This is a genomic window from Paenarthrobacter sp. DKR-5, assembly GCF_018531425.1.
Classification (GTDB): domain Bacteria; phylum Actinomycetota; class Actinomycetes; order Actinomycetales; family Micrococcaceae; genus DKR-5.
Window position 1 is genome coordinate 397,069 of sequence record NZ_JAHBOI010000001.1, and the last position, 23,421, is coordinate 420,489.

The 23,421-nt window shown below is 68.3% G+C and carries 22 protein-coding genes and 1 tRNA gene; 15 read left to right on the plus strand and 8 right to left on the minus strand.

Annotation, left to right across the window (positions count from 1 at the left end):
* Window positions 1-37: 37 nt before the first annotated feature.
* Together KIH31_RS01925 and aroQ are read left to right on the plus strand one after the other, a co-directional pair.
* The gene (locus KIH31_RS01925) at window positions 38-2,149 is read left to right on the plus strand and encodes an alpha-galactosidase (RefSeq protein ID WP_214425362.1); all 2,112 of its coding nucleotides are present in this window, start codon (window positions 38-40) and stop codon (window positions 2,147-2,149) included.
* Between the two features lie 61 nt (window positions 2,150-2,210).
* Window positions 2,211-2,675, plus strand: a complete 465-nt coding sequence (aroQ, locus tag KIH31_RS01930) for a type II 3-dehydroquinate dehydratase (protein WP_214425363.1) — start codon at window positions 2,211-2,213, stop codon at window positions 2,673-2,675.
* A gap of 23 nt (window positions 2,676-2,698) precedes the next feature.
* Here the strand turns inward: aroQ and KIH31_RS01935 are convergent, their stop codons facing one another.
* Window positions 2,699-3,883, minus strand: coding sequence for a MarP family serine protease (locus KIH31_RS01935; protein WP_214425364.1), 1,185 nt, complete (start codon window positions 3,881-3,883; stop codon window positions 2,699-2,701).
* A gap of 180 nt (window positions 3,884-4,063) precedes the next feature.
* Between KIH31_RS01935 and KIH31_RS01940 the strand changes: the two genes are divergently transcribed.
* Window positions 4,064-4,741: a Crp/Fnr family transcriptional regulator gene (locus tag KIH31_RS01940; RefSeq protein WP_214425365.1), complete on the plus strand. Its 678-nt coding sequence runs from the start codon at window positions 4,064-4,066 to the stop codon at window positions 4,739-4,741.
* 64 nt (window positions 4,742-4,805) lie between these two features.
* On the opposite strand, the gene KIH31_RS01945 is transcribed toward KIH31_RS01940, so the two are convergent.
* The 3 genes from KIH31_RS01945 to KIH31_RS01955 are packed head-to-tail and all read right to left on the minus strand — an operon-like array spanning window position 4,806 to window position 6,355.
* Complete coding sequence (locus tag KIH31_RS01945) at window positions 4,806-5,717, minus strand: NUDIX hydrolase (protein WP_214425366.1); 912 nt, start codon at window positions 5,715-5,717, stop codon at window positions 4,806-4,808.
* Complete coding sequence (locus KIH31_RS01950; RefSeq protein WP_214425367.1) at window positions 5,701-6,195, minus strand: RidA family protein; 495 nt, start codon at window positions 6,193-6,195, stop codon at window positions 5,701-5,703. The genes KIH31_RS01945 and KIH31_RS01950 overlap by 17 nt, the downstream gene beginning before the upstream one ends.
* Window positions 6,196-6,199: 4 nt before the next feature.
* Window positions 6,200-6,355 carry a DUF4177 domain-containing protein gene (locus KIH31_RS01955; RefSeq protein ID WP_214425368.1) on the minus strand — a complete coding sequence of 52 codons (156 nt, stop codon included), beginning with the start codon at window positions 6,353-6,355 and terminating at the stop codon, window positions 6,200-6,202.
* 37 nt (window positions 6,356-6,392) lie between these two features.
* On the opposite strand from KIH31_RS01955, the gene KIH31_RS01960 reads away from it, so the two are divergent.
* The 5 genes from KIH31_RS01960 (at window position 6,393) to KIH31_RS01980 (ending at window position 13,459) form a co-directional block, all read left to right on the plus strand.
* The gene (locus tag KIH31_RS01960; protein ID WP_250545344.1) at window positions 6,393-8,642 is read left to right on the plus strand and encodes a transglycosylase domain-containing protein; all 2,250 of its coding nucleotides are present in this window, start codon (window positions 6,393-6,395) and stop codon (window positions 8,640-8,642) included.
* A 4-nt stretch (window positions 8,643-8,646) separates the two neighbouring features.
* The gene (locus KIH31_RS01965; RefSeq protein ID WP_214425370.1) at window positions 8,647-9,579 is read left to right on the plus strand and encodes a metallophosphoesterase; all 933 of its coding nucleotides are present in this window, start codon (window positions 8,647-8,649) and stop codon (window positions 9,577-9,579) included.
* 71 nt (window positions 9,580-9,650) lie between these two features.
* The gene (locus KIH31_RS01970; RefSeq protein WP_214425371.1) at window positions 9,651-11,453 is read left to right on the plus strand and encodes an ABC transporter ATP-binding protein; all 1,803 of its coding nucleotides are present in this window, start codon (window positions 9,651-9,653) and stop codon (window positions 11,451-11,453) included.
* Window positions 11,450-13,300 carry an ABC transporter ATP-binding protein gene (locus tag KIH31_RS01975; RefSeq protein WP_214425372.1) on the plus strand — a complete coding sequence of 617 codons (1,851 nt, stop codon included), beginning with the start codon at window positions 11,450-11,452 and terminating at the stop codon, window positions 13,298-13,300. The genes KIH31_RS01970 and KIH31_RS01975 overlap by 4 nt, the downstream gene beginning before the upstream one ends.
* Window positions 13,301-13,382: 82 nt before the next feature.
* Window positions 13,383-13,459: transfer RNA gene (locus KIH31_RS01980), tRNA-Pro, on the plus strand.
* Window positions 13,460-13,885: 426 nt separating this feature from the next.
* On the opposite strand, the gene KIH31_RS01985 is transcribed toward KIH31_RS01980, so the two are convergent.
* The gene (locus KIH31_RS01985; RefSeq protein ID WP_214425677.1) at window positions 13,886-14,041 is read right to left on the minus strand and encodes a hypothetical protein; all 156 of its coding nucleotides are present in this window, start codon (window positions 14,039-14,041) and stop codon (window positions 13,886-13,888) included.
* A gap of 124 nt (window positions 14,042-14,165) precedes the next feature.
* Between KIH31_RS01985 and KIH31_RS01990 the strand changes: the two genes are divergently transcribed.
* Window positions 14,166-15,446 (plus strand): helix-turn-helix transcriptional regulator, encoded by a 1,281-nt coding sequence (locus tag KIH31_RS01990; RefSeq protein WP_214425373.1) that lies wholly within the window; start codon window positions 14,166-14,168, stop codon window positions 15,444-15,446.
* 9 nt (window positions 15,447-15,455) lie between these two features.
* Here KIH31_RS01990 and KIH31_RS01995 read toward each other — a convergent pair whose 3' ends face one another.
* Both KIH31_RS01995 and purD read right to left on the minus strand, forming a co-directional pair.
* Entirely contained in the window at window positions 15,456-16,343 is an 888-nt protein-coding gene (locus tag KIH31_RS01995; protein WP_214425374.1) for a phosphoribosylaminoimidazolesuccinocarboxamide synthase, read from the minus strand.
* Window positions 16,340-17,647: a phosphoribosylamine--glycine ligase gene (gene purD, locus KIH31_RS02000; RefSeq protein ID WP_214425375.1), complete on the minus strand. Its 1,308-nt coding sequence runs from the start codon at window positions 17,645-17,647 to the stop codon at window positions 16,340-16,342. The genes KIH31_RS01995 and purD overlap by 4 nt, the downstream gene beginning before the upstream one ends.
* A gap of 127 nt (window positions 17,648-17,774) precedes the next feature.
* Between purD and KIH31_RS02005 the strand changes: the two genes are divergently transcribed.
* The 5 genes from KIH31_RS02005 to purM are packed head-to-tail and all read left to right on the plus strand — an operon-like array spanning window position 17,775 to window position 22,226.
* On the plus strand, window positions 17,775-18,779 hold the full coding sequence (locus KIH31_RS02005) for an asparaginase (RefSeq protein ID WP_214425376.1): 1,005 nt from the start codon (window positions 17,775-17,777) through the stop codon (window positions 18,777-18,779).
* The gene (locus KIH31_RS02010; RefSeq protein ID WP_214425652.1) at window positions 18,776-19,141 is read left to right on the plus strand and encodes a sterol carrier family protein; all 366 of its coding nucleotides are present in this window, start codon (window positions 18,776-18,778) and stop codon (window positions 19,139-19,141) included. Before KIH31_RS02005 ends, KIH31_RS02010 begins: the two co-directional genes overlap by 4 nt.
* Window positions 19,142-19,177: 36 nt before the next feature.
* Window positions 19,178-19,510: a hypothetical protein gene (locus tag KIH31_RS02015; RefSeq protein ID WP_214425377.1), complete on the plus strand. Its 333-nt coding sequence runs from the start codon at window positions 19,178-19,180 to the stop codon at window positions 19,508-19,510.
* A gap of 32 nt (window positions 19,511-19,542) precedes the next feature.
* Entirely contained in the window at window positions 19,543-21,102 is a 1,560-nt protein-coding gene (gene purF / locus KIH31_RS02020) for an amidophosphoribosyltransferase (protein WP_214425378.1), read from the plus strand.
* Window positions 21,099-22,226: a phosphoribosylformylglycinamidine cyclo-ligase gene (gene purM, locus KIH31_RS02025; protein ID WP_214425379.1), complete on the plus strand. Its 1,128-nt coding sequence runs from the start codon at window positions 21,099-21,101 to the stop codon at window positions 22,224-22,226. Before purF ends, purM begins: the two co-directional genes overlap by 4 nt.
* Window positions 22,227-22,339: 113 nt before the next feature.
* On the opposite strand, the gene KIH31_RS02030 is transcribed toward purM, so the two are convergent.
* Window positions 22,340-22,576 (minus strand): DUF3073 domain-containing protein, encoded by a 237-nt coding sequence (locus tag KIH31_RS02030; RefSeq protein ID WP_214425380.1) that lies wholly within the window; start codon window positions 22,574-22,576, stop codon window positions 22,340-22,342.
* A gap of 248 nt (window positions 22,577-22,824) precedes the next feature.
* Between KIH31_RS02030 and KIH31_RS02035 the strand changes: the two genes are divergently transcribed.
* Window positions 22,825-23,418, plus strand: coding sequence for a septum formation family protein (locus KIH31_RS02035; protein ID WP_214425381.1), 594 nt, complete (start codon window positions 22,825-22,827; stop codon window positions 23,416-23,418).
* The last annotated feature ends 3 nt before the right edge of the window (window positions 23,419-23,421 follow it).

Genomic DNA, 23,421 nt, shown 5'->3' on the forward strand with positions numbered 1-23,421 from the left:
CCAGCCCGGCGTTCACCTTTCCCCTTTTGGAGCTAATTTGGACCCCCTGTATTTGCGGTCGGCCGGCCGCAGCCTGCTGATCGACCTGTCCGCCCCGGAGCCCGTCCTCGTCCATTGGGGCGCGGACCTGGGCGAGGAGCTTCCCGAGCTGTCACTGCTGCAGGAGCCGGTGCCGCCGTCCTCGCTGGACGTCCCGGTCCGGCTGGGCCTGGTGCCGCAGGCCTCCTCGGGCTGGCGCGGCCGGCCTGGCCTGCGCGGCAGCCGCCACGGCCAGGATTTCTCCCCGCGGCTACGGCTGGCCTCGGCCGAGAGCACCGGCCCCGGGTCCGCCCTGCTCACCCAGTCGGACCCGGACCTGGGCCTGACCGTGCGCACCGAGCTCACGCTCAACGACGGCGGCCTGCTGCAGCTGCGCCATGAGCTGGTCAACGACGGCGCCACCGGCTACCAGCTCCAGGGCCTGGACCTGGTGCTCCCGGTGGGGCCGGCGGCCTCCGAGCTGCTCGACCTGACCGGCCGCTGGTGCCGCGAACGCCACCCGCAGCGCCTGCCCGTCCAGCAAGGGACCTGGCTGCGCTCCGGCCGCCACGGGCGCACCGGCCATGACGCGAGCCTCGTCCTCGCCGCCGGCTCTGCCGCCTTCGGCAACCGCACCGGCCAGGTCTGGGCCGTGCACCTCGGCTGGAGCGGGGACCATGAAACCTTCGCCGACACGCTGGCCGACGGCCGGACAGTGCTCGGTGCCGGCGAACTGCTTGGCGCCGGGGAAATCGACCTCGCGCCGGGCAAGTCCTACCGCACCCCCTGGCTCTTCGCCGCGTACTCGGACCGCGGCCTCGACGGCATCACCGAGTCCTTCTACCGATGGTTCCGGAACCGGCCGCACCACCCCGCCCGTCCCCGGCCCGTGGTGCTGAACACCTGGGAGGCGGTCTACTTCGACCACGACCTGGACACGCTGACCGAACTCGCCGAGTCCGGCGCCGACCTCGGGGTCGAGCGCTTTGTCCTCGACGACGGCTGGTTCCGTGGCCGCCGGGACGATACGAAGGGCCTGGGCGACTGGTACGTCGACGAGGAGGTCTGGCCGGAAGGACTTACCCCGCTGATCGACGCGGTGACCGGGCTGGGGATGGAGTTCGGGCTCTGGGTCGAACCCGAGATGGTGAACGAGGATTCGGACGTCGTGCGCGAGCACCCCGACTGGATTGCGGGCCCGGCCGTCGCCGGCGGCGTCCGGATCCCGGAACGCTGGCGGCACCAGCAGGTGCTCGATCTGGCCAACCCGGAGGCCTGGGATTACATCTACCAGCGGCTGGACGCCCTCCTGAGCGGGAACAGGATCAGCTACTTGAAGTGGGACCAGAACCGGGACCTGACCGAGATGGGCCACGGCGGCAGCCCGTCCGTCCACGCCCAGACCCTCGCCGTGTACCGGCTGCTGGACGCGCTGCGGGCGGCGCACCCCGGCGTCGAGATCGAAAGCTGCTCCTCCGGCGGCGCGCGCGTGGACCTGGGCATCCTTGAGCGCACCGACCGCGTCTGGACCTCGGACTGCAACGACGCGCTGGAACGGCAGACCATCCAGCGCTGGACCGAACTCGTCGTCCCGCCCGAACTCGTCGGCGCACACATCGGCCCGACGACGTCGCACACCACCCACCGCACGCACAGCCTCTCCTTCCGTGCCATCACCGCACTGTTCGGCCATTTCGGCATGGAGTGGGACGTCCGGACGGTGACGGGGGCCGAACGGGAGGAGCTCAAGCAGGTCATCGCGCTGTACAAGCAGTACCGCGGCCTGATCCACGGCGGAACGTCCGTCAACAGCGACCACCCGGACCCGGCCCTGCTGCTGCGCGGCGTCGTCTCCGAGGACGGCGGAACGGCCCTCTACGCGCTGGCCGCCCTGGCGACGTCGTACCGGGAGATCCCCGGACGGGTGTGCCTGCCGGGGCTGGACCCGCAGGCGCGCTACTCCGTCAGGGCCCTGTACCCGACGGACCGCAGCGCGTTCATTGAGACAGCTCCGGCGCCCTGGGTGGCCGCCGGCGCCGAAGCAACGGGCCGGTTCCTGGCCGAGGTCGGGCTGCCGATGCCCGTCCTCAACCCGGAGCACGCCCTGCTGATCGAGGTCACCGCCCTGTAATGCCCGGTCATCCCGCCCGGTGCGAGGCGGATGCGCCGACCGTCTGCGGCATAGTTAAGCCATGACGAACGACGCATCCGCCGGGCGCGGAACCATCCTCGTGCTCAACGGCCCGAACTTGAACCTGCTGGGCACGCGCGAACCGGCCATCTACGGCAGCGCCACGCTGGCCGACGTCGAACAGCTCGCCGCCGCATCGGCCGAGCGCCTGGGCTTTCGTGCCGACTGCATCCAGTCGAACCACGAGGGCGATCTGGTGGATGCCATCCACGAGGCCCGCGGGAAGGCGGCTGGCATTGTGATCAACGCCGGCGCCTACACGCACACGTCCGTGGCCATCCGGGACGCCATCTCCGGGGTGTCCATTCCCACTGTCGAAGTCCACATCAGCAACGTGCACCGCCGCGAGGAATTCCGCGGCCACTCCTACCTTTCGGCCGTCTCGGAGGCCGTGATCGTCGGTGCCGGCGTCAAGGGCTACGAACTGGCCATCGAGTTCCTCGCGGACAAGCTCGCCCGGGCCTGAACAGCCGCCCGCGGCCGGGGTTGCTACTTCTTGGTGCAGGAGCCGGAGGAGACCATGCGGCTCAGGGACGGCGCCTCGGCGGCCACCGGGTCCAGTTCCGACGGCGTGAAGGCGTAGCCGACGGTCGAGTTGTCCGTTGCTTTGGCGAAGACCACGCCGGCCACCTGGCCGGAGGTGTTCAGCAGCGGGCCGCCCGAGTTGCCCGGCTGCACGTCCCCGGCGATCTCGTAAATCTTCTCGGGCGAGGGGTTCTGCCCGTAGATGTCCGGCACCAGTGCCGTCGTCACGCCCTGAACCGCGGCAGGCTTGGAGGTGAACGGCCCGCCGTGCGGGTAGCCGGCAAACGCGGCCTGGCTTCCGGCCTTGAGCTGTTCTCCCAGCGGGAGCGCGGGCACGGTAAGTCCGTCCACCGCCAGGACCGCCAGATCCTGCTTGGAATCGAAATACACAACCCGGCTGGACAGGGCGCCCCCGCCCTGCAGTTCGACCACGGGCTGGCTCACCCCGGCCACCACGTGGGCGTTGGTGAGGACCCGGCCCGGTGACACCACGAAGCCGGTGCCGGTCTGGTTCTGGCCGCACTGGTAGGCGGTGCCGGTGATCTTCAGGACCGACTTCGCCGCCTGGTTCAGCGCCGGGGTGTCGGTGCTCGCGTTGGGGATGCTCGCCGGCTGCGAGGAATGCAGCCCGTCGAGCAGCTTCGGGATTCCGTCCCCCATCACCGAGGAGCGGAGCTGGGCAATCATCGCCTTCAGCGCCGTCGGCGTGCCGGAGTCAATTGTGCGGATCACCTTGGAGTCGGCGATGGCGGTGGAGACGCCGGGAACGCCCATCGTGCTGACGCTGAAGGCCAGCGCGGAGAGGACCAGGGCCGCCACGACGACGTTGACCACCCCGCCCAGGGCTCTGTCCAGCGCACGCAGCGGCTGGAACGGCAGCACCCGCCGGATGGCGCGGCCCAGCATGGTGCCAAGCGCATGGCCGACGGCGACAAGCACCACGGCCACGGCGATCACGGCGGTCAGGCGCCAGTTGCTGTCCTGCACCGCGCTGCTGACCATCGGCACCGAAAGGAAAGCCGCGACCGCACCTGCAATGAACCCCGCGATGCCTCCGAGACTGACCAGGAATCCGCTGCGCAGGCCGTAGAACAGGTAGGAAAGCAGCACCAGGACCAGGATGAAGTCCAAAATGGTGAACCCGAACATGCTGCTCCTCCGTGCCGATGTCTGCTCCAGAAGTCTACCTGCGGGCGCTGACAGGTTGCTGGGCGGCAGCTTGGGCGGGCCCCGCGGCGCCTGCCCCAAGGCGTTGCGGATGCCAAGTCCGTCACAAGTAAGGAAGAATGTGGGGAGAATAAAGCGAAGAGTTACGAAAAGAGGAGATTCATGGACATCGAGGTACTGCGCCGCGCACCACTGTTCGCCACGCTCGACGACGAGGCTTTCCGCCTGCTGACCGACGAGCTCACGGAGGTGGATCTTTCCCGCGGCGCCTCGGTGTTCCACGAGGGGGACCAGGGCGACCAGCTGTACTTCATCGTCTCCGGCAAGGTGAAGCTCGGCCGCACCTCCCCCGACGGCCGCGAGTCGCTCGTCGCGATCCTCGGACCCGGGGAACTTTTCGGCGAGATGGCCCTGTTCGACCCGGCCCCGCGCAGCACCACCGCGACGGCTGTTTCGGAGACGCGCCTGGCAGCCCTGAAGAACGAGAGCCTGAACGCGCTGCTGAAGACGCGCCCGGAGGTTTCCGCACAGCTGCTGCAGGCACTGGCCCGCCGCCTGCGCCGTACCAACGACACCCTCTCGGACCTGGTCTTCTCGGACGTGCCGGGCCGCGTGGCGAAGGCGCTGCTGGACCTGGCGGACCGGTTCGGACGGCCGGCCACGGACGGCGTCCTGGTGGCGCACGAGCTGACCCAGGAGGAACTGGCCCAGCTGGTCGGTGCCTCGCGCGAGACGGTCAACAAGGCGCTGGCGGAGTTCGTCCAGCGCGGGTGGCTGCGCCTGGAGGCCCGCGCCGTCGTCATCCTCGACATGAACAGGCTGCGCCAGCGGAGCCGCTAACCGTTCCGGCAGACCGTCGGCAGCATCAACCGCCGGACAACCAAGCGTGGGTCCCCCAGGGGGCTCACGCTTCTTTGTAGGCCTCTTTCATCGCGTCCACCGCGAGCAGGAACCGGCCCTCCTCAACGACGAGCCGGGGCTGGTGCTCGTGGGAGCGGCGTTTGTGGCTGAGGTAGGCGATGCACCCGCGGGAGGCGGAAAGCTTCTCCAGGATGATCTCGGCGCCCGGGACGGTGATCTCGCTCAGCGTCAGACCGCGGGTGTTGTCCTGGCCCACTTCGTCCCCGAGCGCGGCAGTGGCCCGCTGCGCGATGATGTCGGCTGCCGAGACCCAGCGTCCCCACACACCCTTGGATTCAAGCAGGGATGCGGTCTGGTTGACCGGCAAGGCAGCAGCGAAGTAGCGCGTGTTGAAACGGCGGTGGGCGAAGTCAGGGCTCAGCCAGTTCGTGAGCAGTTTGAGCAGGTCGGTGCGCAGCAGCAGGCCGCGCCGGTCCAGGATCTCCGCAAACGTCATGTCCTGCATCGCAAGCGCCTCGCGGTCCTTCATCCACTCATGCGTCTGGACTGCCTCGACGGTGGCCGACGCATCGGGACCGGCCAGCAGCACGCCGGTCTCCTCGAAGGTCTCCCGGATCGCTGCCACCACATGCTGGCGGGCGAGCTGGATGTCGGGGAGGCCCATCGCTTCGGCCCACTGGGCCGGGGTGGGACCGACCCAGCCGATTGGGTCGTTGTCGCTAGCCTCGAGGGAGCCGCCCGGGAAGGCAACGACGCCCAGCGGTGAGCTTCCGGGCCGGTACGCGAGGTACGTCTCGGGCCCCTCGGCGCCATCTCGAAGCAGGACAACCGAGGAGGCGTACCGGGGTTTGCGCGGGGTGCGCTCTCCGTGCTCTACCCAGCTGCGGGCGGATTCGAGCAGTTCGGGCGGCAGCGGGAAGAGCCGCCGCGCAGGGGTGCTACTGGAATTCGGCAATCAGTTCCACCTCGACCGGCGAATCAAGGGGCAGGACGGCGACGCCGACCGCGGAGCGCGCGTGCACACCCGCATCCCCCAGCACTTTCCCCAGCAGCTCGGAGGCGCCGTTGATGACGCCGGGCTGGCCGGTGAAGTCCGGGGCCGAGGCCACGAACCCGACAACCTTGACGATCCGGGTGATGCGGTCCAAGTCCCCGATCTGCGCCTTGACGGCAGCGAGGGCATTCACGGCGCAGAGGGCAGCGTACTCCTTGGCGTCCTCTGCGGAGACGCCGGCCCCGACCTTGCCGGCGGCCGGGAGCTTGCCCTCGACGAACGGAAGCTGGCCGGAGGTGTAAACGTGGCTGCCGGAGATGACGGCGGGAACGTAGGCGGCCACCGGGGCCGCCACCGCGGGAAGCGTGATCCCCAGTTCCTGCAACCGGGCTTCAACCGCGGAGACTGCCGATCCTTCAGGCGTCGTGGAAGCACTCATGGGGCTACTGCTTCTCCCTCTTCAGGTACGCCACCAGGCCGTTGCCGTCCGGGCCGGGAACGACCTGGACGAGCTCCCATCCGTCGCTTCCCCACTGGTCAAGAATCTGCTTCGTCGCGTGGATAATGAGCGGAATTGTCGCGTATTCCCATTTGGTCATGAGAGACAGACTAGCCCGTGCTTGTAAAGTGGAGAACATGGCCGCACGCAAGTCACCACTCCTTGACACCGCTACGACCCTCGGAAAGATTCTTGGCTTCCTGGGTATCAGCGCTATTTGCGGTGTCCTCGTCGCTGGATTGCTGGTGCCCGCCGCGGCCCTCACCGGCACTTCCGCCACGAACTCGATCCAGTTCTTCGACAACCTCCCGGCGGAGCTGACTGTCAATCCTCCCGGCCAGTCGACCAACGTCCTCGCCGCCGACGGGACGCGCCTTGCCACGTTCTATGACGAGAACCGGGTTCGCGTGCCGCTGGACAAAATGTCCAAGTACATCAAGGACGGCATCGTTTCCATCGAGGACGCCCGCTTCTACGAGCACGGCGGCGTGGACGGCACCGGCATCCTGCGCGCACTCACCTCGAACCTGACCGGCGGACGCCAGGGCGCTTCGACGATCACGCAGCAGTACGTCAACAACGTCATCATCGAATCCCAGGTGGCTTCCGGGCACGCGGCGGAGGTCAAGCTTGGCGGCGACAAGACCATCGGGGACAAGCTGCGCGAGATGAAGCTCGCCATTGCGCTGGAAAAGAAGTACAGCAAGCAGCAGATCCTTGAGGGCTACCTCAACATCGTCTTCTTCAACGCCAACGCGTACGGCATCGAAGCCGCGTCCGAGTATTTCTTCAGCCGCCACGCCAATGACCTGACCCTGCCGCAGGCAGCGCTTCTGGCCGGCCTCGTGAACAGCCCGGCCAGCTACGACCCGACGGTGCACCCGAAGGCCTCGGCTGGGCGCCGGAACCTCGTGCTCGACGCCATGCTCAGGCAGGGCAAGATCACGCAGAAGCAGCACGATGACGCCGTCAAGACGCCTGTCACCGTCAAGGTCACGCAGCCGAAGCAGGGCTGCACCGCCGCGGCGATGGCGCCGTACTTCTGCCAGTACGTTGAGCGCCTGATCCTCAACAACCCCGCCTTCGGCCAGACCGAAAATGACCGGGAACAGATCCTGCACCAGGGCGGGCTGACCATCAAGACCACGCTGGATCCCCGGCTGCAGAAGGCGGCGCAGAAGCAGGTGGACTCCACCGTCCCGGACAACCCGGACCGTTACGGCGCGTCCCTGGTGACCGTCCAGCCCGGTACCGGCCGGATCCTGGCGATGGCGCAGAACACCGTGCCGGTGAAGTCCGGCAATAAGTTCGACTTCATCTACAACGTCAACGTGGACAAGAACGACGCGGCCGGCAATTCGCTGATGGGCGACGGCGGATTCCAGCCCGGATCCACGTTCAAACCCTTCACCTTCGCTGAATGGCTCAGCGAAGGGCACCAGATGATGCAGACCGTGCAGGCGTCCCGGCACAGCTACCCCGTCGGCTTCCCCTGGAAATCCAGCTGCGGTGTCCCGGTCGACGGCCACTATGACGACCTGCAAAATGCCACGCCCGGCTACGACCGGGACAACCTCACCATGCTGGAGGCCCTCTACAACTCGGTGAACACCGGCATCTACGCCGGTGCCTCGGAGCTTGATCTGTGCGGCATCCAGAACATCGTCAATGCACTGGGGATCCACAACGGTGACAACAACCAGCCCGTGGACATGCACACGCTGGGCAACATCCTCGGTTCCACGGACGTGGCGCCGTTGACCATGGCATCCGCGTTCGCCGCCTATTCGCATGACGGCACGCTGTGCGCGCCGATTGCGATCACCGAGATCAGTGACGGCAGCGGGAAGAAGTGGCCTGCCCAGACGCAGGACTGCAAGGAGGCGATCAAGCCCGAGATCGCCCACGGTGTCACCTACGCGCTGCAGCAGGTGCTCAAGAAGGGCTCCGGCTACAAGATCCCGCTGGACAACGGCATCCCCGCCGGCGCCAAGACCGGTACCTCCGACTTCTCGAGCCAGACCTGGGTGGTCGGATTCACCTCCGGCCTGACCACCGCGTCCTGGTTCGGCAACCCTGAGGGCAAGGCCCGGCCGATGCAGGGGGTGACCATCAACGGCAAGGTGTGGCCCCAGGTCGATGGTGCGGACATCGCCGGCCCGCAGTGGCAGCAGTACATGAACCAGGTGGCGCCGCTCTACAGCACCAACCCGTTCCCGGAACCGCCGCAGGACATGATCGGCAACACCCAGCCGAGCTACAACGTTCCCGCCGCGCCGGCGCCCGACCAGCAGCCGCAGCAGCAACCGCAACCGCCGCAGCAGCAGTCCCCGGCGCCCGCGCCGAGCCCGGCCCCCGCGCCGAGCAAGCCTGGCAAGAAGCATTAGCGCCATGCCAAGTGGCCTCGCGCGGCTGGGCCGCAACCTGGCCCGCGTCGTCGGTACCGGCGCTGCCGTCGGCGCCGCGTGCGTGGCGTACGGCAGCCTGCTCGAGCGCAACGCGTTCACTGTGCGCGAGGAGGCCGTGCCCGTGCTGCCCGCGGGGTCCGGGCCGCTCCGTGTCCTTCACCTCTCGGACATCCACTTCGTGCCGGGCCAGAACATCAAGACCCGCTGGCTCAGGGGACTTGCCGGGCTGAAGCCGGATCTGGTGGTCAACACCGGGGACAACCTGAGCCACCCGGATGCCATCGCCCCGCTGCTGGACGCGCTCGGACCGCTGCTGGAGGTTCCGGGCGTGTTCGTCCCCGGCTCCAACGATTACTACGCCCCCACCTTCAAGAACCCTGCCAGCTATCTGCTCGGGCCGTCGCGGATGACCGGCAAGGAGCCGCAGGAGCTGGACACGGCCCGGCTGCACTCGGGATTCGGCGCGGCCGGCTGGCTCGACTTGACCAACCGCGCCGGGTCGATGACGCTGCAGGGCCTGCGCCTGGACTTCACCGGCGTCGACGATCCCCACCTGCGCCGGGAAAAGTACGCGGGATGGCCGGCCGGGGGCGCAAAGGCGGCGCAGTCCCCGCAGGTGAAGATCGCCGTTGCGCACGCCCCGTACCAGCGCGTGCTGGACAGGTTCACCGACGACGGCGCGCAGCTGATCTTCGCGGGCCACACCCACGGCGGCCAGCTCTGCGTCCCCGGCTACGGTGCCCTGGTCAGCAACTGCGACCTGCCGACGTGGCGGGCCAAGGGGCTCACCCGGTGGGAGCACGGCGGACGCTCAAGCTGGCTGGAGGTGTCCGGAGGAATCGGCACCTCCCGCTTCGCGCCGGTCAGGTTCGCCTGCCGCCCGGAAGCCGTGCTGCTCACGCTCACGCCTGCCTGAGCGGAGCCGCGCGGCCTTCGGCATAGAGTAGTTGCCACAGGTAATCACCTACTCCGGCACAAGAAGATGAGATGGCCGCGCAGACGACGCTATTTGAATCCATCGGACGCATCCAGCCCCATGTGAGGCCGATCCTCGGCCGGCTCACCCTGGGCCTGTTCAGCGCGCTCGGCGCCAGCGTGGTGGCGCTGGCTGTCCCCCAGGTCCTGCGGGAACTGGTCAACGGCGCCCTGCACCGGGGAGGCGATCCCGCCCAGCTCTGGGCTGCGGCGGCAGCGGTGCTGGGGCTCGGCATGCTAGAAGCCGGCTTCATTGCCCTGCGCCGGCAGTTCGTCATCAATCCCGCGACCACCGTGGAGACGGGGATGCGCGTCGCCTTCTACCGCCACCTGCAGGACCTGCCGGTCGCTTTCCACGACCGCTGGGGCTCCGGTCAGCTGCTCTCCCGCTCCATGAGCGACCTGAACCTCATCCGCCGCTGGCTGGCCTTCGGCGCCCTCATGCTGGTGGTGTGCGCGCTGACCACCGTCATCGGCGTCGCGCTGATGTTCGCCTCCAGCTGGCAGCTGGCGCTGGTCTTCCTGGCGGCGGCCATCCCGGTGGTGATCTTCGGCTTCCGGTTCAGGACGAGCTACCGGGTGGTGTCCCGACTGAGCCAGGACCAGGCCGGGGACCTCGCGACGGCCGTCGAGGAGTCGGTGCAGGGCATCCGGGTGCTCAAGGCGTTCGGCCGCGGCTCGGAGGCCCTGGAGAGCTTCTCCAACCAGGCGGAGGAACTGCGCCGGACGGAGATCGTCAAGGCCCGCACCCTCGCCACGTTCGCCCTGGCCGTCACCCTGATCCCGGAGCTGGCTCTCGGACTCGCCCTGGTCGTCGGCGTCCTCACCGTCGCGGACGGCCAGCTCACGGTCGGCGCCGTCGTCGCGTTCTTCGCCACCGCCGCCGTCGTCGCCGGGCCGGTGGAGGCGCTCGGGCCGCTGATGGGCATGACGCTCACGGCCAAGACCGCTATTGACCGCCACTTCGACGTCATGGACGAAACCAGCACCATCCTTGACCCGCCGCCGGGACGGGAGCTGATCCCGGAAACCGGGTCCGGGGCGCTGGACTTCCGTGGGGTCCATTTCCGCTACCCGGACGCGCATGCCGGCACCCGCGACGTGCTCAACGGGGTGGACCTGCACGTCCGGCCCGGGGAGACGATGGCGCTGGTGGGTGTCACCGGCAGCGGCAAGAGCACCCTGCTGCAGCTGGTGCCGCGGCTGTACGACACCACGGCGGGTGAGGTGGCCGTGGACGGCGCCGACGTGCGCGGGCTGCCGCTCGAGGCGCTGCGAACCCGGGTCGCCGTTGCCTTCGAGGACACCACCCTGTTCTCCAGCTCGGTGCGCGACAACGTCTTGCTGGGCGCCCCGGACCAGACCGAGGAGGCGCTCGACGAGGCCCTCGACGTCGCCCAGGCACATTTTGCCTACTCACTGCCCGACGGCGTCGACACCCTCATCGGTGAAGCGGGCCTGAGCCTCTCCGGCGGCCAGCGCCAGCGACTGGCTCTGGCCCGCGCCATTGCCGCGCGCCCCGGCGTGCTGGTGCTGGACGACCCGCTGTCCGCCCTCGACGTGAACACGGAGGAAAGGGTCGAGGAGCGGCTCCGCGAGGTCCTCGCTGACACCACCACCCTGATCGTGGCCCACAGGCCTTCCACTGTGCAGCTGGCGGACCGGGTGGCGCTGCTGGAGGAGGGCAGGATCTCCGCGGTCGGCACGCACGAGGAGTTGCTCGCCGGCAACGCGCACTACCGTTACGTCCTCGCGAGCCTGACCGACGAGCCGGAAGACCTGGACAGCGCGGACGAAGAGGAGGCCCTGGCATGAGCCCCAAGAACGCCCGGAGCACCGGGCCCGCACCCGCGGGCGTGGCGGATGAGGACAACGTCAGCCTGAGCCGGGCCGACAGCCGGTCCGTCCGCCAGCGCTCCATGCGGCTGCTCGGGCTGCTGCTCAGGCCCCTCCGCGGAGCCTTCGCGGGCACCGTGGTCCTGGTCCTGCTCTCACAGGCGGCGCGGGTGGCAGGGCCGGCCCTGATCGCCTTCGGCATCGACCACGCTCTTCCGGCGCTGCGCAGCGGCAACCCGGCCCCGCTCGCCTTCACCGGCGTCGGCTACGGCGCCGCGGCGCTGGCCGCCGGGCTGCTCACCGCCGCGTACGTCAACGCGACAGCCCGGCTGAGCCAGGCCATGCTGCTCGATCTGCGGCTGCGCGTCTTCCGGCACACCCAGCGGCTCAGTCTCGAGTTTCACGAGCGCTACACCTCAGGCCGGATCATCTCCCGGCAGACGTCGGACCTGGAGGCGCTCCGGGAGCTGCTGGACAACGGCGTGGGCTCGCTCGCCTCGGGCGCCGCCTACATGGTGTTCACCGCCGTGTCGATCTTCGCCCTGGACTGGGAAACGGGCGTGCTCGTGCTGCTCGCGTCGGTCCCGATGTACCTGCTGTCCCGTTGGTACCAGCGGCGCTCCCAAATCGCCTTCCGCGCCTCACGCGTGGCATCGGCAAGCCTGATCGTGCACTTCGTCGAAACCATGACCGGCATCAGGGCCGTGAAGGCCTTCCGCCGCGAACGCGCCAACGCGGCCCGCTACGGCGATCTCGCCGAGGACTACCGCCGGGTCACCGTGCGCTCAATCAACCTCAACGGAATCTTCCAGCCGGGGCTAGTGCTGATCGGGAACGTAACGGTGGCGGTGGTGCTGGTGGCCGGCGGCTTCAGGGTGCTCGACGGCGGGATGGCGGTGGGGGCGCTGCTGGCCCTGATTCTGTACACCAAACGCTTCTTCCAGCCGGTGGACCAGATGGCCATGTTCTACAACTCGTTCCAGTCCGCCCAGGCGGCACTGGAGAAAGTCTCCGGGCTGTTGGAAGAGGTTCCCACTGTCAGGCCGCCCCGCCACCCCGTCCCGCTCACGCAGCCGCGCGGCAGCCTCAGGCTCGACGGCGTGGAGTTCCGCTACGGCGACGGGCCGGTGGTGATTCCCCGGCTGGACCTGGAGATTCCCGCCGGGCAGACGGTGGCCCTTGTGGGGCAGACCGGAGCGGGCAAGTCAACGCTCGCCAAGCTCATCGCGCGCTTCTACGACGTCTCCAACGGTTCGCTCACCATCGACGGCGTGGACGTCCGCGACGTCTCGGACGAGGACCTGCGCCGCGCCGTCGTCATGGTCACCCAGGAAGCTTTCCTCTTCAGCGGCACGGTGGCCGAGAACATCGCCCTCGGCAACCCCTTGGCCACCCGCGGGGAGATCGTCGCGGCAGCCCGCTCGGTGGGAGCGCACGACTTCATTGAGGCCCTCCCGGACGGCTACGACACCGACGTGAACAAACGCGGCGGTCGCGTGTCCTCGGGCCAGCGGCAGCTGATTTCCTTCGCCCGGGCCTTCCTGGCGAGCCCGGCCGTGCTCATCCTGGACGAGGCAACCTCCTCGCTGGACATCCCGTCCGAACGGATGGTCCAGGCCGGGCTCCGGCGGCTTCTGGGCGGGTTCCATGGAGCGGGCCGCACGGCACTGATCATCGCGCACCGGTTGTCCACCGTGGAGATCGCTGACCGCGTCCTGGTGATCCATGACGGGCGCGTGGTCGAGGACGGGACGCCGGCGGAGCTGATCTCCGGGGAAGGCCGTTTCGCCGCCCTGCACCGGGCGTGGCGGGACTCACTCGTCTGACGGCGGCGCCGGTTTCGCGGATTGGCCGTCCGTCGGCTATTCTTGAGAAGTTGCTTTTGAGCCCCGCTCGAAGCGATGGATTCGGGGTGTGGCGCAGTTTGGTAGCGCGCGTCGTTCGGGACGACGAGGTCGCAGGTTCAAATCCTGTCACCCCGACCACCAGGATCCTTGCGGATCTCAGGTGCCTCCGGCTTAGGCCGGGGGCATCGTTGTTTAAGGCCTTCGCCGGTTCACTGCGCCAACTGTGCCCGCGGACGCATGCTCCATCCGCTGAATCCGTCCCCTGAGCACCGCAACAGCGCATCGGCGGGCAGACTTGGCGGGACGCTGGGCCTGGGGGCACGAAAAAGGGCCTCCCACGCGTTCGCGTCGCGGGAGGCCCTCTCCGCAGCTCCGGCTGGTGCACCCAAAAAACCAACCGAAGTCTGATGGGGCGGACCACTCCTCCGCCGTCATCAGCCTGCTGTGAAATATGCATCCCCGGGCATTGTTCGCGGATACCCGGGGATACACCATTTCATCTCCCCCTGGGGCTAGGGGAAGCCTAGTTGGGACCTATCGAAAACGCGCCGCGCCGCGAAGCTGCTAGTTGGTGGTGGTGGAGTTCGGCCAAATCCCAACAGCGGTGGTGGTACCCGAGTTGGGCCAGATGCCAACTGCGGTTACAGCAGCCTGCGAGGAGAAGCCAACCAACGCGAGCGCTGCGGCCACGAGCAGGGAAACGCCATACTTCTTGATCATGAGAGTTCCTCTATTTTGTCGGGTCGAGCCAACAAGGTGATTTTCCTTGTTGACAGACATTGTAAAGTTAGATCTACAATAATTGTCAAGCAAAACGCGGCACTAACTCTGCGAAGGAGGATCCTTGGGTAACGGATTCGGAGAAAGACTCCGTGCAGAACGTCTTGCCCGCGGACTCACCCAAGCCGACTTGGGACGCAATTTGTATTCTTCCAGCTACATCTCGCTCTTGGAAACAGGCCGCCGCGAGCCGACCGCCGATGTCATCGAAGAATTGGCCCGCAGGCTTGAATTGACGCCGAACACGATGGAAGCGTGGGGTTCTCCCGTCGCTCCCGGTGACGCTGAATTCGTTCTGGCCGAGCTGCTTGCGCGTCAGGCGTGGGACCTACGTGACTACAGCTCGGCCGGCCAGCATGCTGAGGACGCCGCCCGAATTGCACTGGACCAAAAGAACACCACCGCCTGGTGGAACATGTCTTTTCTTCAGGCTCGCTGCTCGCTATTCGAGGGCGATTTCGTTGGTTGTCAGACTGTCGCCGATGAACTGATGGACCACCCGCTTACGGCCGAGTCGCCCGGCTTGGCCGTGCAAGCACTCACGCTGCGTGCGATGGCCTACCAAGGACAAGGGCTACTCAAGGAGGCGGTCACCTTCGCCGATCAAGCAGTCGCCCAAGCGCGTGAACTACCGCAAGGCTCCAGCGTTCATATCAAAGCTCTCCGAACTGCGATCGCCGCCTTGGCGGAAAGTGGAGCATTGGACGACGCGTGGAGGTATTGCAGCGACTTGGCTGAGCTGGTTCAAGACCATGCCCATGGCCAAGTAGCTGGCGAGGCGCACTGGGTTATCGGCAACGTGGCTTTTCTGCGTATGAGCTTAAAAGAAGGCGTTAGCCACCACGAACAGGCATCGCAACTCCTTTCGCCGGCCAGCGACATTGAACTGTGGGCCCAGTTCAACAAGGCTTCCGCCTGGGTTCGCCTGTCAGCAGGGATCACCGACCCGGAGACCCTGCGTTGCATCGAGAGGACGGAACTCGCATTCTCGATCGTCGGCGGAAACAAAAGCGACCGCTTGGAGGTCGAACAGATTCGCGCCCGCTGGGACTACCTCACCGGCGACAGCGTCGCGGCGGTCACGCGCCTGCGGAACATCTACGACGACCGCGAAGGTCTCGCCCGTCACACAGTTGGTGAAGTCGCCCTTCTCCTCGGCCAGGCGTTGAAGGCGACCGGAGAAGCCGCCGAAGCCCGCAGCTACCTGCAGCAGGCTCGGGATGCCTTCACCGAGGCGGGAGCCACCGACCGTGCCGCCCTCGCCTGGGACCTGGTCCTTGAAATTCAGGCAAGCGAGCGGATCGCCGCGTCCCAGTCCGCGACCGGCAAGCCGGCCGCGAACTGAAACCGGGCCTTAGCTGAACGTCAGGCCGGTCAGCTTCTCGTAGGCCTCCACGTAGCGCGCACGGGTCTTCTCGACCACTTCCTGCGGGAGGGCCGGCGGCGGAGAGTCCGAGGACCGGTCCCAGCCGGCTTCATCGGAAACGAGCCAGTCACGGACATACTGCTTGTCAAAACTCGGCTGGGAACGTCCGGGCTGCCAGGTGGCGGCATCCCAGAAGCGCGAGGAGTCCGGCGTCAACACCTCGTCCCCCAGCGTGATCACGCCGGTGGCCGGGTCCAGGCCGAATTCCACCTTCGTGTCCGCGAGGATGATGCCGCGCTCCCGGGCAATCTCCTCGGCCCGCGTGTAAATCTTCAGCGTCAGCTCACGCAGCCGGTCCGCGACGTCGGGCCCGACGACGTCGACCACGGCCTCGAAGCTGATGTTCTCGTCGTGCTCACCGACCTCGGCCTTGGCCGACGGCGTGAAGATGGCACGGTCCAGCCGGGAGCCGTCCACCAGCCCCGGCGGCAGCTCGAGGCCGCACACGGTGCTGGAGGCGCGGTACTCGATCAGGCCGGAGCCGGTCAGGTACCCGCGGGCGATGCATTCCACCGGGAACATGTCCAGCTTCTTGCAGATCATCGCCCTGCCGGCCACGGCCTCGGGAACGTCCGTCGAGAGCACGTGGTTCTCGACGTCGTCGAGCTGCTCAAACCACCACAGGCTCAGCTGCGTCAGGATCCGGCCCTTGTCCGGGATCTCGGTGGCGAGGATGTGGTCGTAGGCGCTGATCCGGTCGCTGGCGACGACGAGGACCTGGTCCTGCGGGCGTGCGGAGTCCGGGGCGGGAATGTAAAGGTCCCGGACCTTGCCCGAGTAGACGTGCTGCCAGCCGGCGAGGTCGGGGGCGCTCACGGTGCCACCTCCGGCTGCAGGCCGGACGCACTGTACGGTACCGTGATTTCCCCGCGTGCGGCCTTCGCGGCGATGTCGCGGCGGTACTGGCCGCCGTCGAGCTTGATCAGGCCGACCGACTCGTACGCTTTCTCCCGCGCCTCCTCAAGATCCGCGCCCAGGGCGACGACGGCGAGCACGCGGCCGCCTGCGGACACCACCTTGCCGTCCTCGAGCTTGGTTCCCGCGTGCAGGATGTGCACGTCGTGCACGGTCGCAGCCTTCTTGAGGCCGCCGATCTTGTCCCCGGTGCGGGGCTTGTCCGGATAATTCGCAGAGGCCAGGACGACGGCGACCGCCGTTTCGCGGGCCCAGGTGAGCTGCTCGGCCTCATCGAGCTCGCCCTTGGCCGCTGCCAGCAGCAGCCCGCCAAGCGGGGTGCGGAGGCGGGCCAGGACGGCCTGCGTCTCCGGGTCCCCGAAGCGGGCGTTGAACTCGATGACGCGCATCCCGCGCGAGGTCAGGGCCAGGCCGCAGTACAGCACCCCGACGAACGGCGTCCCGCGGCGGGCCATCTCGTCGATGGTGGGCTGCGCAACCCGGTCAACGACTTCCTGGACCAGCCCGGCAGGCGCCCATTCGAGCGGCGAGTAGGCGCCCATGCCGCCCGTGTTCGGGCCCTCGTCGTTGTCGCGGATGCGCTTGAAATCCTGCGCCGGCGCGAGCGGGACGACGTTCCGGCCGTCGGAGAGGACGAAGAGCGACACTTCGGGTCCGTCCAGGAACTCCTCGATGACCACCTGGCCGCCCGCCTCGAAGCAGCTCCGGGCATGCGCCAGGGCTTCCTCGCGGTCCTCGGTGACGACGACTCCCTTGCCTGCTGCAAGCCCGTCGTCCTTGACGACGTAGGGGGCGCCGAAAGCGTCCAGCGCCTCGGCAGCTTCGGCCTCCGTCGTTGCCACGCGCGCCATCGCCGTCGGGACATTCGCGGCGGCCATGATCTGCTTCGCAAACGCCTTGGATGCCTCCAGCTGGGCCGCGTCCTTGCCCGGGCCGAAGACCGGGATCCCGGCCCCCCGGACGGCGTCCGCGACACCGGCGGCGAGCGGAGCCTCGGGGCCGATAACGACAAGGTCGACGCCGAGACGCACCGCGAGTTCGGTGACCTCGCGCGGATCGTTGCCGTTGATCGCATGGGTGGGCACGAGGTCCGCAATCCCGGCGTTGCCCGGGGCCGCGTGCACCTCGCTCACGTGCGGGTCCGCCAGCAGGGCTCGGACAATGGCATGTTCGCGCCCGCCGGGGCCAATCACAAGTACCTTCACAAGGCTCAAGACTACGTGCTGCCTCCGGGCCCCGCGAAGTGCCGTGAGGTCTGTGAAGTGTCTTCAAGAGGCCCCGCCGGCGCATGGGACATACTGGGACAAAGCGCAGCCGAGCAGAAAGCCCTTCATGTCCCACACGTTTTCCGCGACCAGCGCCGTCGAGCTAGCCGTCGTGGAGCGCAGCGGCTTCATCGAGTCACGGCACATCGGCTCGGCCGTCGTCGTCGCGGGAGACGGCTCGGTGGTGACGGCCCTCGGTGACATTGACGCTCCGGTTTTCGCCCGGTCCTGCCTGAAGCCTTTCCAGGCCCTGGCCTCGATGCAGTCGGGCGTTCCGCTGCGCGGGGCACAGGTGGCCCTCGCCTGCGCCAGCCACGTCGGCTCGCACGAGCACATGGATATCGTTGCCGGGATGCTCAAGCAGGCGGGGGTGGAACCGGACAGGCTCGGCTGCCCCGCGGACTGGCCCTTTGACGAGCAGGCACGCGACTGGCTCGTGCGGACGGACCGCGGACGGTCGAAGCTCGCGATGAATTGTTCCGGCAAGCACGCCGCGTTCCTCTGGGCCTGCACTGAAAACGGCTGGAACCTGGAGAGCTACCTCGAGCCGAACCACCCCCTGCAGCAGCGGGTACGGACCGTCATCGAGGAGTACACCGGCGAGCCGATCGCGCATCTGGGCACCGACGGCTGCGGCGCTCCGGTGGCTGCGGTTTCCCTGACCGGTTTGGCTCGCGGCTACTCGCGGCTCGCTAAGGCCCCGCGGGACAAGGACGCCGACGCCCGTGCCGCGACCGTTGCCACCGCGATGCTGGACTACCCGTGGGCCGTCCAGGGCCGCGGCCGGCCGAACACCGTGGTCATGGACGACCTGGGTGTGCTGGCGAAGGGCGGCGCCGAAGGCGTGCTCGCGATGGCGACCGAAACGGGCGCGTCCGTCGCCGTGAAAATACTCGACGGCAACGACCGCGCAGCCTCGCTGGTGGCGCTCACCATGCTCGCGGCGTGCGGCGCGCTGGACATCCCGGCGGCGGCAGGGGTGTTGGAGAAGGTGGTTCCCCCGGTACTTGGCGGCGGCCGCACTGTGGGCCGGATCCGCCTGGGGTCGGCCGTGACGGCGCTGCTCGACTGATGGCTGCCCGACGTCGAATACCCGTTGCGGACGGACGCGCCGCCCTCGCGGAGTGGAGCGCCGCAGCCGGCGGTGCGGTGCCGCGGACGACGACGGCGACCGCCGTGCGCTACTCGCTCGAGGAACTGGCCGCGCGGGCGCCGGGCAACAGCGTCGAGGTGCGGGTGCCTCCGTTCGGCGTCACCCAGTGCGTTGCCGGTCCGCGGCACACGAGGGGGACTCCCCCTAACGTCATCGAGACCGACGCCGCCACCTGGCTTTCCATGGTGACGGGCGCCCTCCCCTGGGCCGACGCCGTCGCCCAGGGCAAGGTGGCCGCCTCCGGGCTGCGCGCCGACCTCTCGGCCCTGCTGCCGCTCTGACCAAGTGCCAGGCGGCGGGACGCTAGGCTTTAACGCATGACTTCCGAGCAGCCCACGCCCCCGCAGGAGCCGGCCGAGCAGCGCCAGATCCAGGTTCGGCGGGCCCCGCGGTTCGTCCCCTTCCTGGTGCTCGGCGGCGTGCTCGGGCTCGTCGCTGCCGGCATCGCCGCCTTCGCGGGCCCCGCCAACCCCGACTACGACCGCGGCACCGTCCTGGGTTTCTTCTCGGTGCTCTTCGCGATCTTCGGCGTGCTGCTCGGCGCGCTCGTCGCGCTCGTGCTGGACCGGATCAGCGTCAGGCGGAGCAGGCAGGCCACCGTGCAGGCCCTCGGTCCCGAGGAGCAGAGCGTCCCGGAAGACCAGGGTTAAACCGCCGTCGCCGGTCATGCGACAATTGGGGAGTGGCACGCGGAGACGGAAAACTTTCCCACGATCTTTTACCCGGTGAAAAAGGCCCGCAGGACGCCTGCGGAGTCTTCGGAGTCTGGGCGCCGGGCGAAGAGGTGGCGAAGCTCACCTATTACGGCCTGTACGCCCTGCAGCACCGCGGACAGGAGTCTGCCGGCATAGCGACCAGCGACGGCAAACGCATCAACGTCTACAAGGACATGGGCCTGGTCTCCCAGGTCTTCGATGAGACGACCCTGAACACGCTGACCGGGCACATTGCGGTGGGACACTGCCGCTACTCGACCACCGGCTCCTCCACCTGGGCCAACGCACAGCCCACCCTCGGCGCGACCGCGCAGGGCACTGTCGCGCTCGCCCACAACGGGAACCTGATCAACACAGCGGACCTTTACGACATCCTGCTGGAGCGGTACGGCAAGCCCCGCAGCGGCGAGCTGGCCCAGGGCAACACCACGGACACGGCCCTCGTCACCGCACTGCTGGCGGGCGACGCCGAGCATTCGCTCGAGGAAACCGCGCTGGAGATCCTCCCCACCCTCCGCGGAGCCTTCTGCTTCACCTTCATGGACGAGGGCACGCTCTACGCCGCCCGCGACGCCTCGGGTGTCCGCCCGCTGGTGCTGGGCCGGCTGGAGCGCGGCTGGGTGGTCGCCTCCGAGACCGCGGCACTGGACATCGTCGGCGCTTCCTTCGTGCGCGAGATCGAGCCGGGCGAGTTCATCGCGATCGACGAGAACGGCCTGCGCACCCAGAAGTTCGCCCAGCCCAAGCCGGCTGGCTGCGTCTTCGAGTACGTCTACCTGGCACGCCCGGACACCACCATCAGCGGGCGCAGCGTGCACGCCGCCCGGGTGGAGATGGGCCGCAAGCTGGCCAAGGAGTTCCCGGTCGAGGCCGATTTGGTGATCCCGACGCCGGAATCCGGCACGCCGGCGGCGATCGGCTACGCGGAAGCCAGCGGGATCCCCTACGGGCAGGGCCTGGTCAAGAACGCCTACGTGGGCCGCACCTTCATCCAGCCCAGCCAGACCATCCGTCAGCTCGGCATCCGGCTCAAGCTCAACCCGCTCAAGGACGTGGTGCGCGGCAAGCGCCTCGTCGTGATCGACGACTCCATCGTGCGCGGCAACACGCAGCGGGCCCTCGTGCGGATGCTGCGCGAGGCCGGTGCTGCAGAGGTCCATGTGCGGATCTCCTCGCCGCCCATCACCTGGCCGTGCTTCTACGGCATCGACTTCGCCACCCGCGCCGAGCTGGTCGCCACCGGAATCAGCGTCGACGACGTCCGGGCGTCCATCGGCGCGGACAGCCTCGGCTACATCTCCGAGGAAGGCATGATCGAGGCCACTGAACAGCCCCGTGAACGCCTTTGCACGGCATGCTTCACCGGCAGCTATCCGATCGAGCTCCCGGACGCGGACCGGCTGGGCAAGAACCTGTTCGAACGCGGAAGCGCCCCGGGCAAGCAGACCAACGGTTCCTGCGATCCCGGTCCGGGCGCGGAGCTGGAATCCCTGTTGACTGACGCCGACAAGAAAGAGCGAGTATGAGCCGGCCCGACGCCACCCCCTCCGAAATCACCTACGCCAGCGCGGGCGTCGATGTCGAGGCAGGTGACCGGGCCGTCGAGCTGATGAAGGACGCGGTCAAGGCAACTCACGGGCCCCAGGTGCTGGGCGGTGTTGGCGGTTTCGCCGGCCTGTTCGATGTGTCCTCGCTGCTGACTTACCGCAAGCCGCTGCTCGCCACCTCCACCGACGGTGTCGGCACCAAGGTGGCCATCGCTCAGGCCATGGACATCCACGACACCATCGGCTTCGACCTCGTCGGCATGGTGGTGGACGACATCGTGGTGGTGGGCGCTGAGCCGCTCTACATGACCGACTACATCGCCACCGGCAAGGTGGTCCCGGAGCGCATCGCCGACATCGTGCGCGGCATCGCCGCGGCTTGCTCCGTGGCGGGCACAGCCCTCGTGGGCGGCGAGACCGCCGAGCACCCGGGCCTGCTCAAGGCCGACGAGTACGACGTCGCAGGGGCCGCCACCGGCGTGGTGGAAGCGGACAAGCTGCTCGGCCCGGACCGGGTCAAGACCGGCGACGTGGTCATCGCCATGGCATCCTCCGGGCTGCACTCCAACGGCTACTCGCTGGTGCGCCGCGTCATCAATGTCGCCGGCTGGTCCCTGGACCGTCAGGTGTCCGAGCTGGGCCGCACCCTCGGCGAGGAGCTGCTGGAACCGACCAGGGTTTATGCCGCTGACGTGCTGGACCTCGCCCGGCACGACGCCGCCGGCGTGCACGCCTTCAGCCACGTCACCGGGGGCGGGCTCGCCGCCAACCTGGCCCGCGTCCTGCCGCAGGGCCTGGTGGCCACTGTCGACCGCGCCACGTGGGAGCTGCCGCCCGTCTTCACCCTGGTCTCCGAACTCGGCAACGTCCCGCTTCCGGACCTCGAGCGCACACTGAATCTCGGTGTAGGCATGGTCGCGATCGTTGACGCGGCAGGCGCCGACGCTGCGCTGGCCAAGCTCGCCGAGCGCGGCGTGCCCGCCTGGGTCATGGGCACCGTGGGCACCGACCAGGCGGGGGCGGACACCTCCGGACCGGACTACGTTCAGGGCGCCAAGGGCGTCGACGGCGGGGCCGTGCGGATGGTCAATTCCTACCGCTGACGCCGGCAGAGACGACGCAGATACGACAGAAGCCCGGCACCGCGAAGGTGCCGGGCTGTTGTCTTGGAAGACCACGGCGGAAGCGGGCGCGCAGGGCGGACGCTTCCGAAGGATCAGCCGATGCGGCGGGCTTTTACCTCGTCGTCGTCATCGTCATCGAAACCAACCGCGTACTTGTCCTCGTAGTCCCCGAAATCATCGGAGTAACTCGGTGCCGAGTAGCTTTGCGAGCTACGGCTCGGCGCACCATGCAGCTCGCGCTGTAGTGCCGAGTAGTCGGTCTCCGGGCTGAAGTACTTCATGTCCCGGGCCTGCTTGGTAGCTTTTGCCTTTTGACGGCCGCGCCCCATGGCGTGACCCCCTCTGTACGTCGATCCGGGGTAGGCGTCTGGGCATGTCGACGCGGCCCCGGAATATTCGGTCAATTTGTCGTAACTATAGGGTACATGGTTTCGTTACAAACTTCGCGCCGGCGGCCCGCTATCCGCGCTGGGCGAAACAGCTTCCTGCACGAAGACTCCTCCACGGACCTGCTTCGGTAAAGTCAGTCCGGTAAAGGACGCTCCCGGGGGCAGAACGGAAGGCTCGGATCCGCAGCATGAACGGCCCCAGCGAACCGCAGCCTCCCGGCCCCGGGCACAGCACGCTTCCTCCGCCAAGCCACCGGAGGGCGCGGCTGCTGGCGGGCGTCGCCGCGGCCGCCGTCGTCGCCCTGGCGGTGCTGCTGTTCGCGGTGAACGGCCCCATGAACCGTCCCGGCAGCACCGGCACGGCCGAAACCCGGCCCTCGCCGACCCGGACGGTCCCCACGAGCCCGGCAAGCCCGGACGCGAAGGGCGTCATCCGGGCCAACGTCTCGCCGCTGGACTTCAACAAGGGCGACTGCATGCGCGACTACGACGGCAAGGCGCCGCGGGCCACGCTGGTCTCCTGCACCACACCCCACTCCGCGCAGCTGGTGAACACCTTCTACTACGGCGCCGATGACAGCTATCCCGGCCCGGACAGCCTCAAGGGCAAGGGCCAGGAGGTCTGCCGGGCCGCCGCCCTGACGGACGCCGCCAAGGACTACGACCTCAGGCAGGTCACGGCCTATCCCGCGGAGGCCACCTGGCAGAAGGGCGACCGCCGGGTGGACTGCTTCGTCGTCGTCGGCGCCGGCGACCCAATCACCAGGAACCTCGCCCGTTAGGCG

What these genes read in the sequence shown, in the direction of transcription:
- KIH31_RS01960 (WP_250545344.1), top strand. Translation starts at nt 6,393, where the DNA reads ATGGCCGCACGCAAGTCACCACTCCTTGACACCGCTACGACCCTCGGA.
- KIH31_RS01965 (WP_214425370.1), top strand. Translation starts at nt 8,647, where the DNA reads ATGCCAAGTGGCCTCGCGCGGCTGGGCCGCAACCTGGCCCGCGTCGTC.
- KIH31_RS02015 (WP_214425377.1), top strand. Translation starts at nt 19,178, where the DNA reads ATGACTTCCGAGCAGCCCACGCCCCCGCAGGAGCCGGCCGAGCAGCGC.
- KIH31_RS01985 (WP_214425677.1), bottom strand. Translation starts at nt 14,041, where the DNA reads ATGATCAAGAAGTATGGCGTTTCCCTGCTCGTGGCCGCAGCGCTCGCG.
- KIH31_RS02035 (WP_214425381.1), top strand. Translation starts at nt 22,825, where the DNA reads ATGAACGGCCCCAGCGAACCGCAGCCTCCCGGCCCCGGGCACAGCACG.
- KIH31_RS01955 (WP_214425368.1), bottom strand. Translation starts at nt 6,355, where the DNA reads ATGACCAAATGGGAATACGCGACAATTCCGCTCATTATCCACGCGACG.
- KIH31_RS02030 (WP_214425380.1), bottom strand. Translation starts at nt 22,576, where the DNA reads ATGGGGCGCGGCCGTCAAAAGGCAAAAGCTACCAAGCAGGCCCGGGAC.
- KIH31_RS01970 (WP_214425371.1), top strand. Translation starts at nt 9,651, where the DNA reads ATGGCCGCGCAGACGACGCTATTTGAATCCATCGGACGCATCCAGCCC.
- KIH31_RS02005 (WP_214425376.1), top strand. Translation starts at nt 17,775, where the DNA reads ATGTCCCACACGTTTTCCGCGACCAGCGCCGTCGAGCTAGCCGTCGTG.
- KIH31_RS01975 (WP_214425372.1), top strand. Translation starts at nt 11,450, where the DNA reads ATGAGCCCCAAGAACGCCCGGAGCACCGGGCCCGCACCCGCGGGCGTG.
- KIH31_RS01935 (WP_214425364.1), bottom strand. Translation starts at nt 3,883, where the DNA reads ATGTTCGGGTTCACCATTTTGGACTTCATCCTGGTCCTGGTGCTGCTT.
- purM (WP_214425379.1), top strand. Translation starts at nt 21,099, where the DNA reads ATGAGCCGGCCCGACGCCACCCCCTCCGAAATCACCTACGCCAGCGCG.
- KIH31_RS01950 (WP_214425367.1), bottom strand. Translation starts at nt 6,195, where the DNA reads ATGAGTGCTTCCACGACGCCTGAAGGATCGGCAGTCTCCGCGGTTGAA.
- KIH31_RS01940 (WP_214425365.1), top strand. Translation starts at nt 4,064, where the DNA reads ATGGACATCGAGGTACTGCGCCGCGCACCACTGTTCGCCACGCTCGAC.
- aroQ (WP_214425363.1), top strand. Translation starts at nt 2,211, where the DNA reads ATGACGAACGACGCATCCGCCGGGCGCGGAACCATCCTCGTGCTCAAC.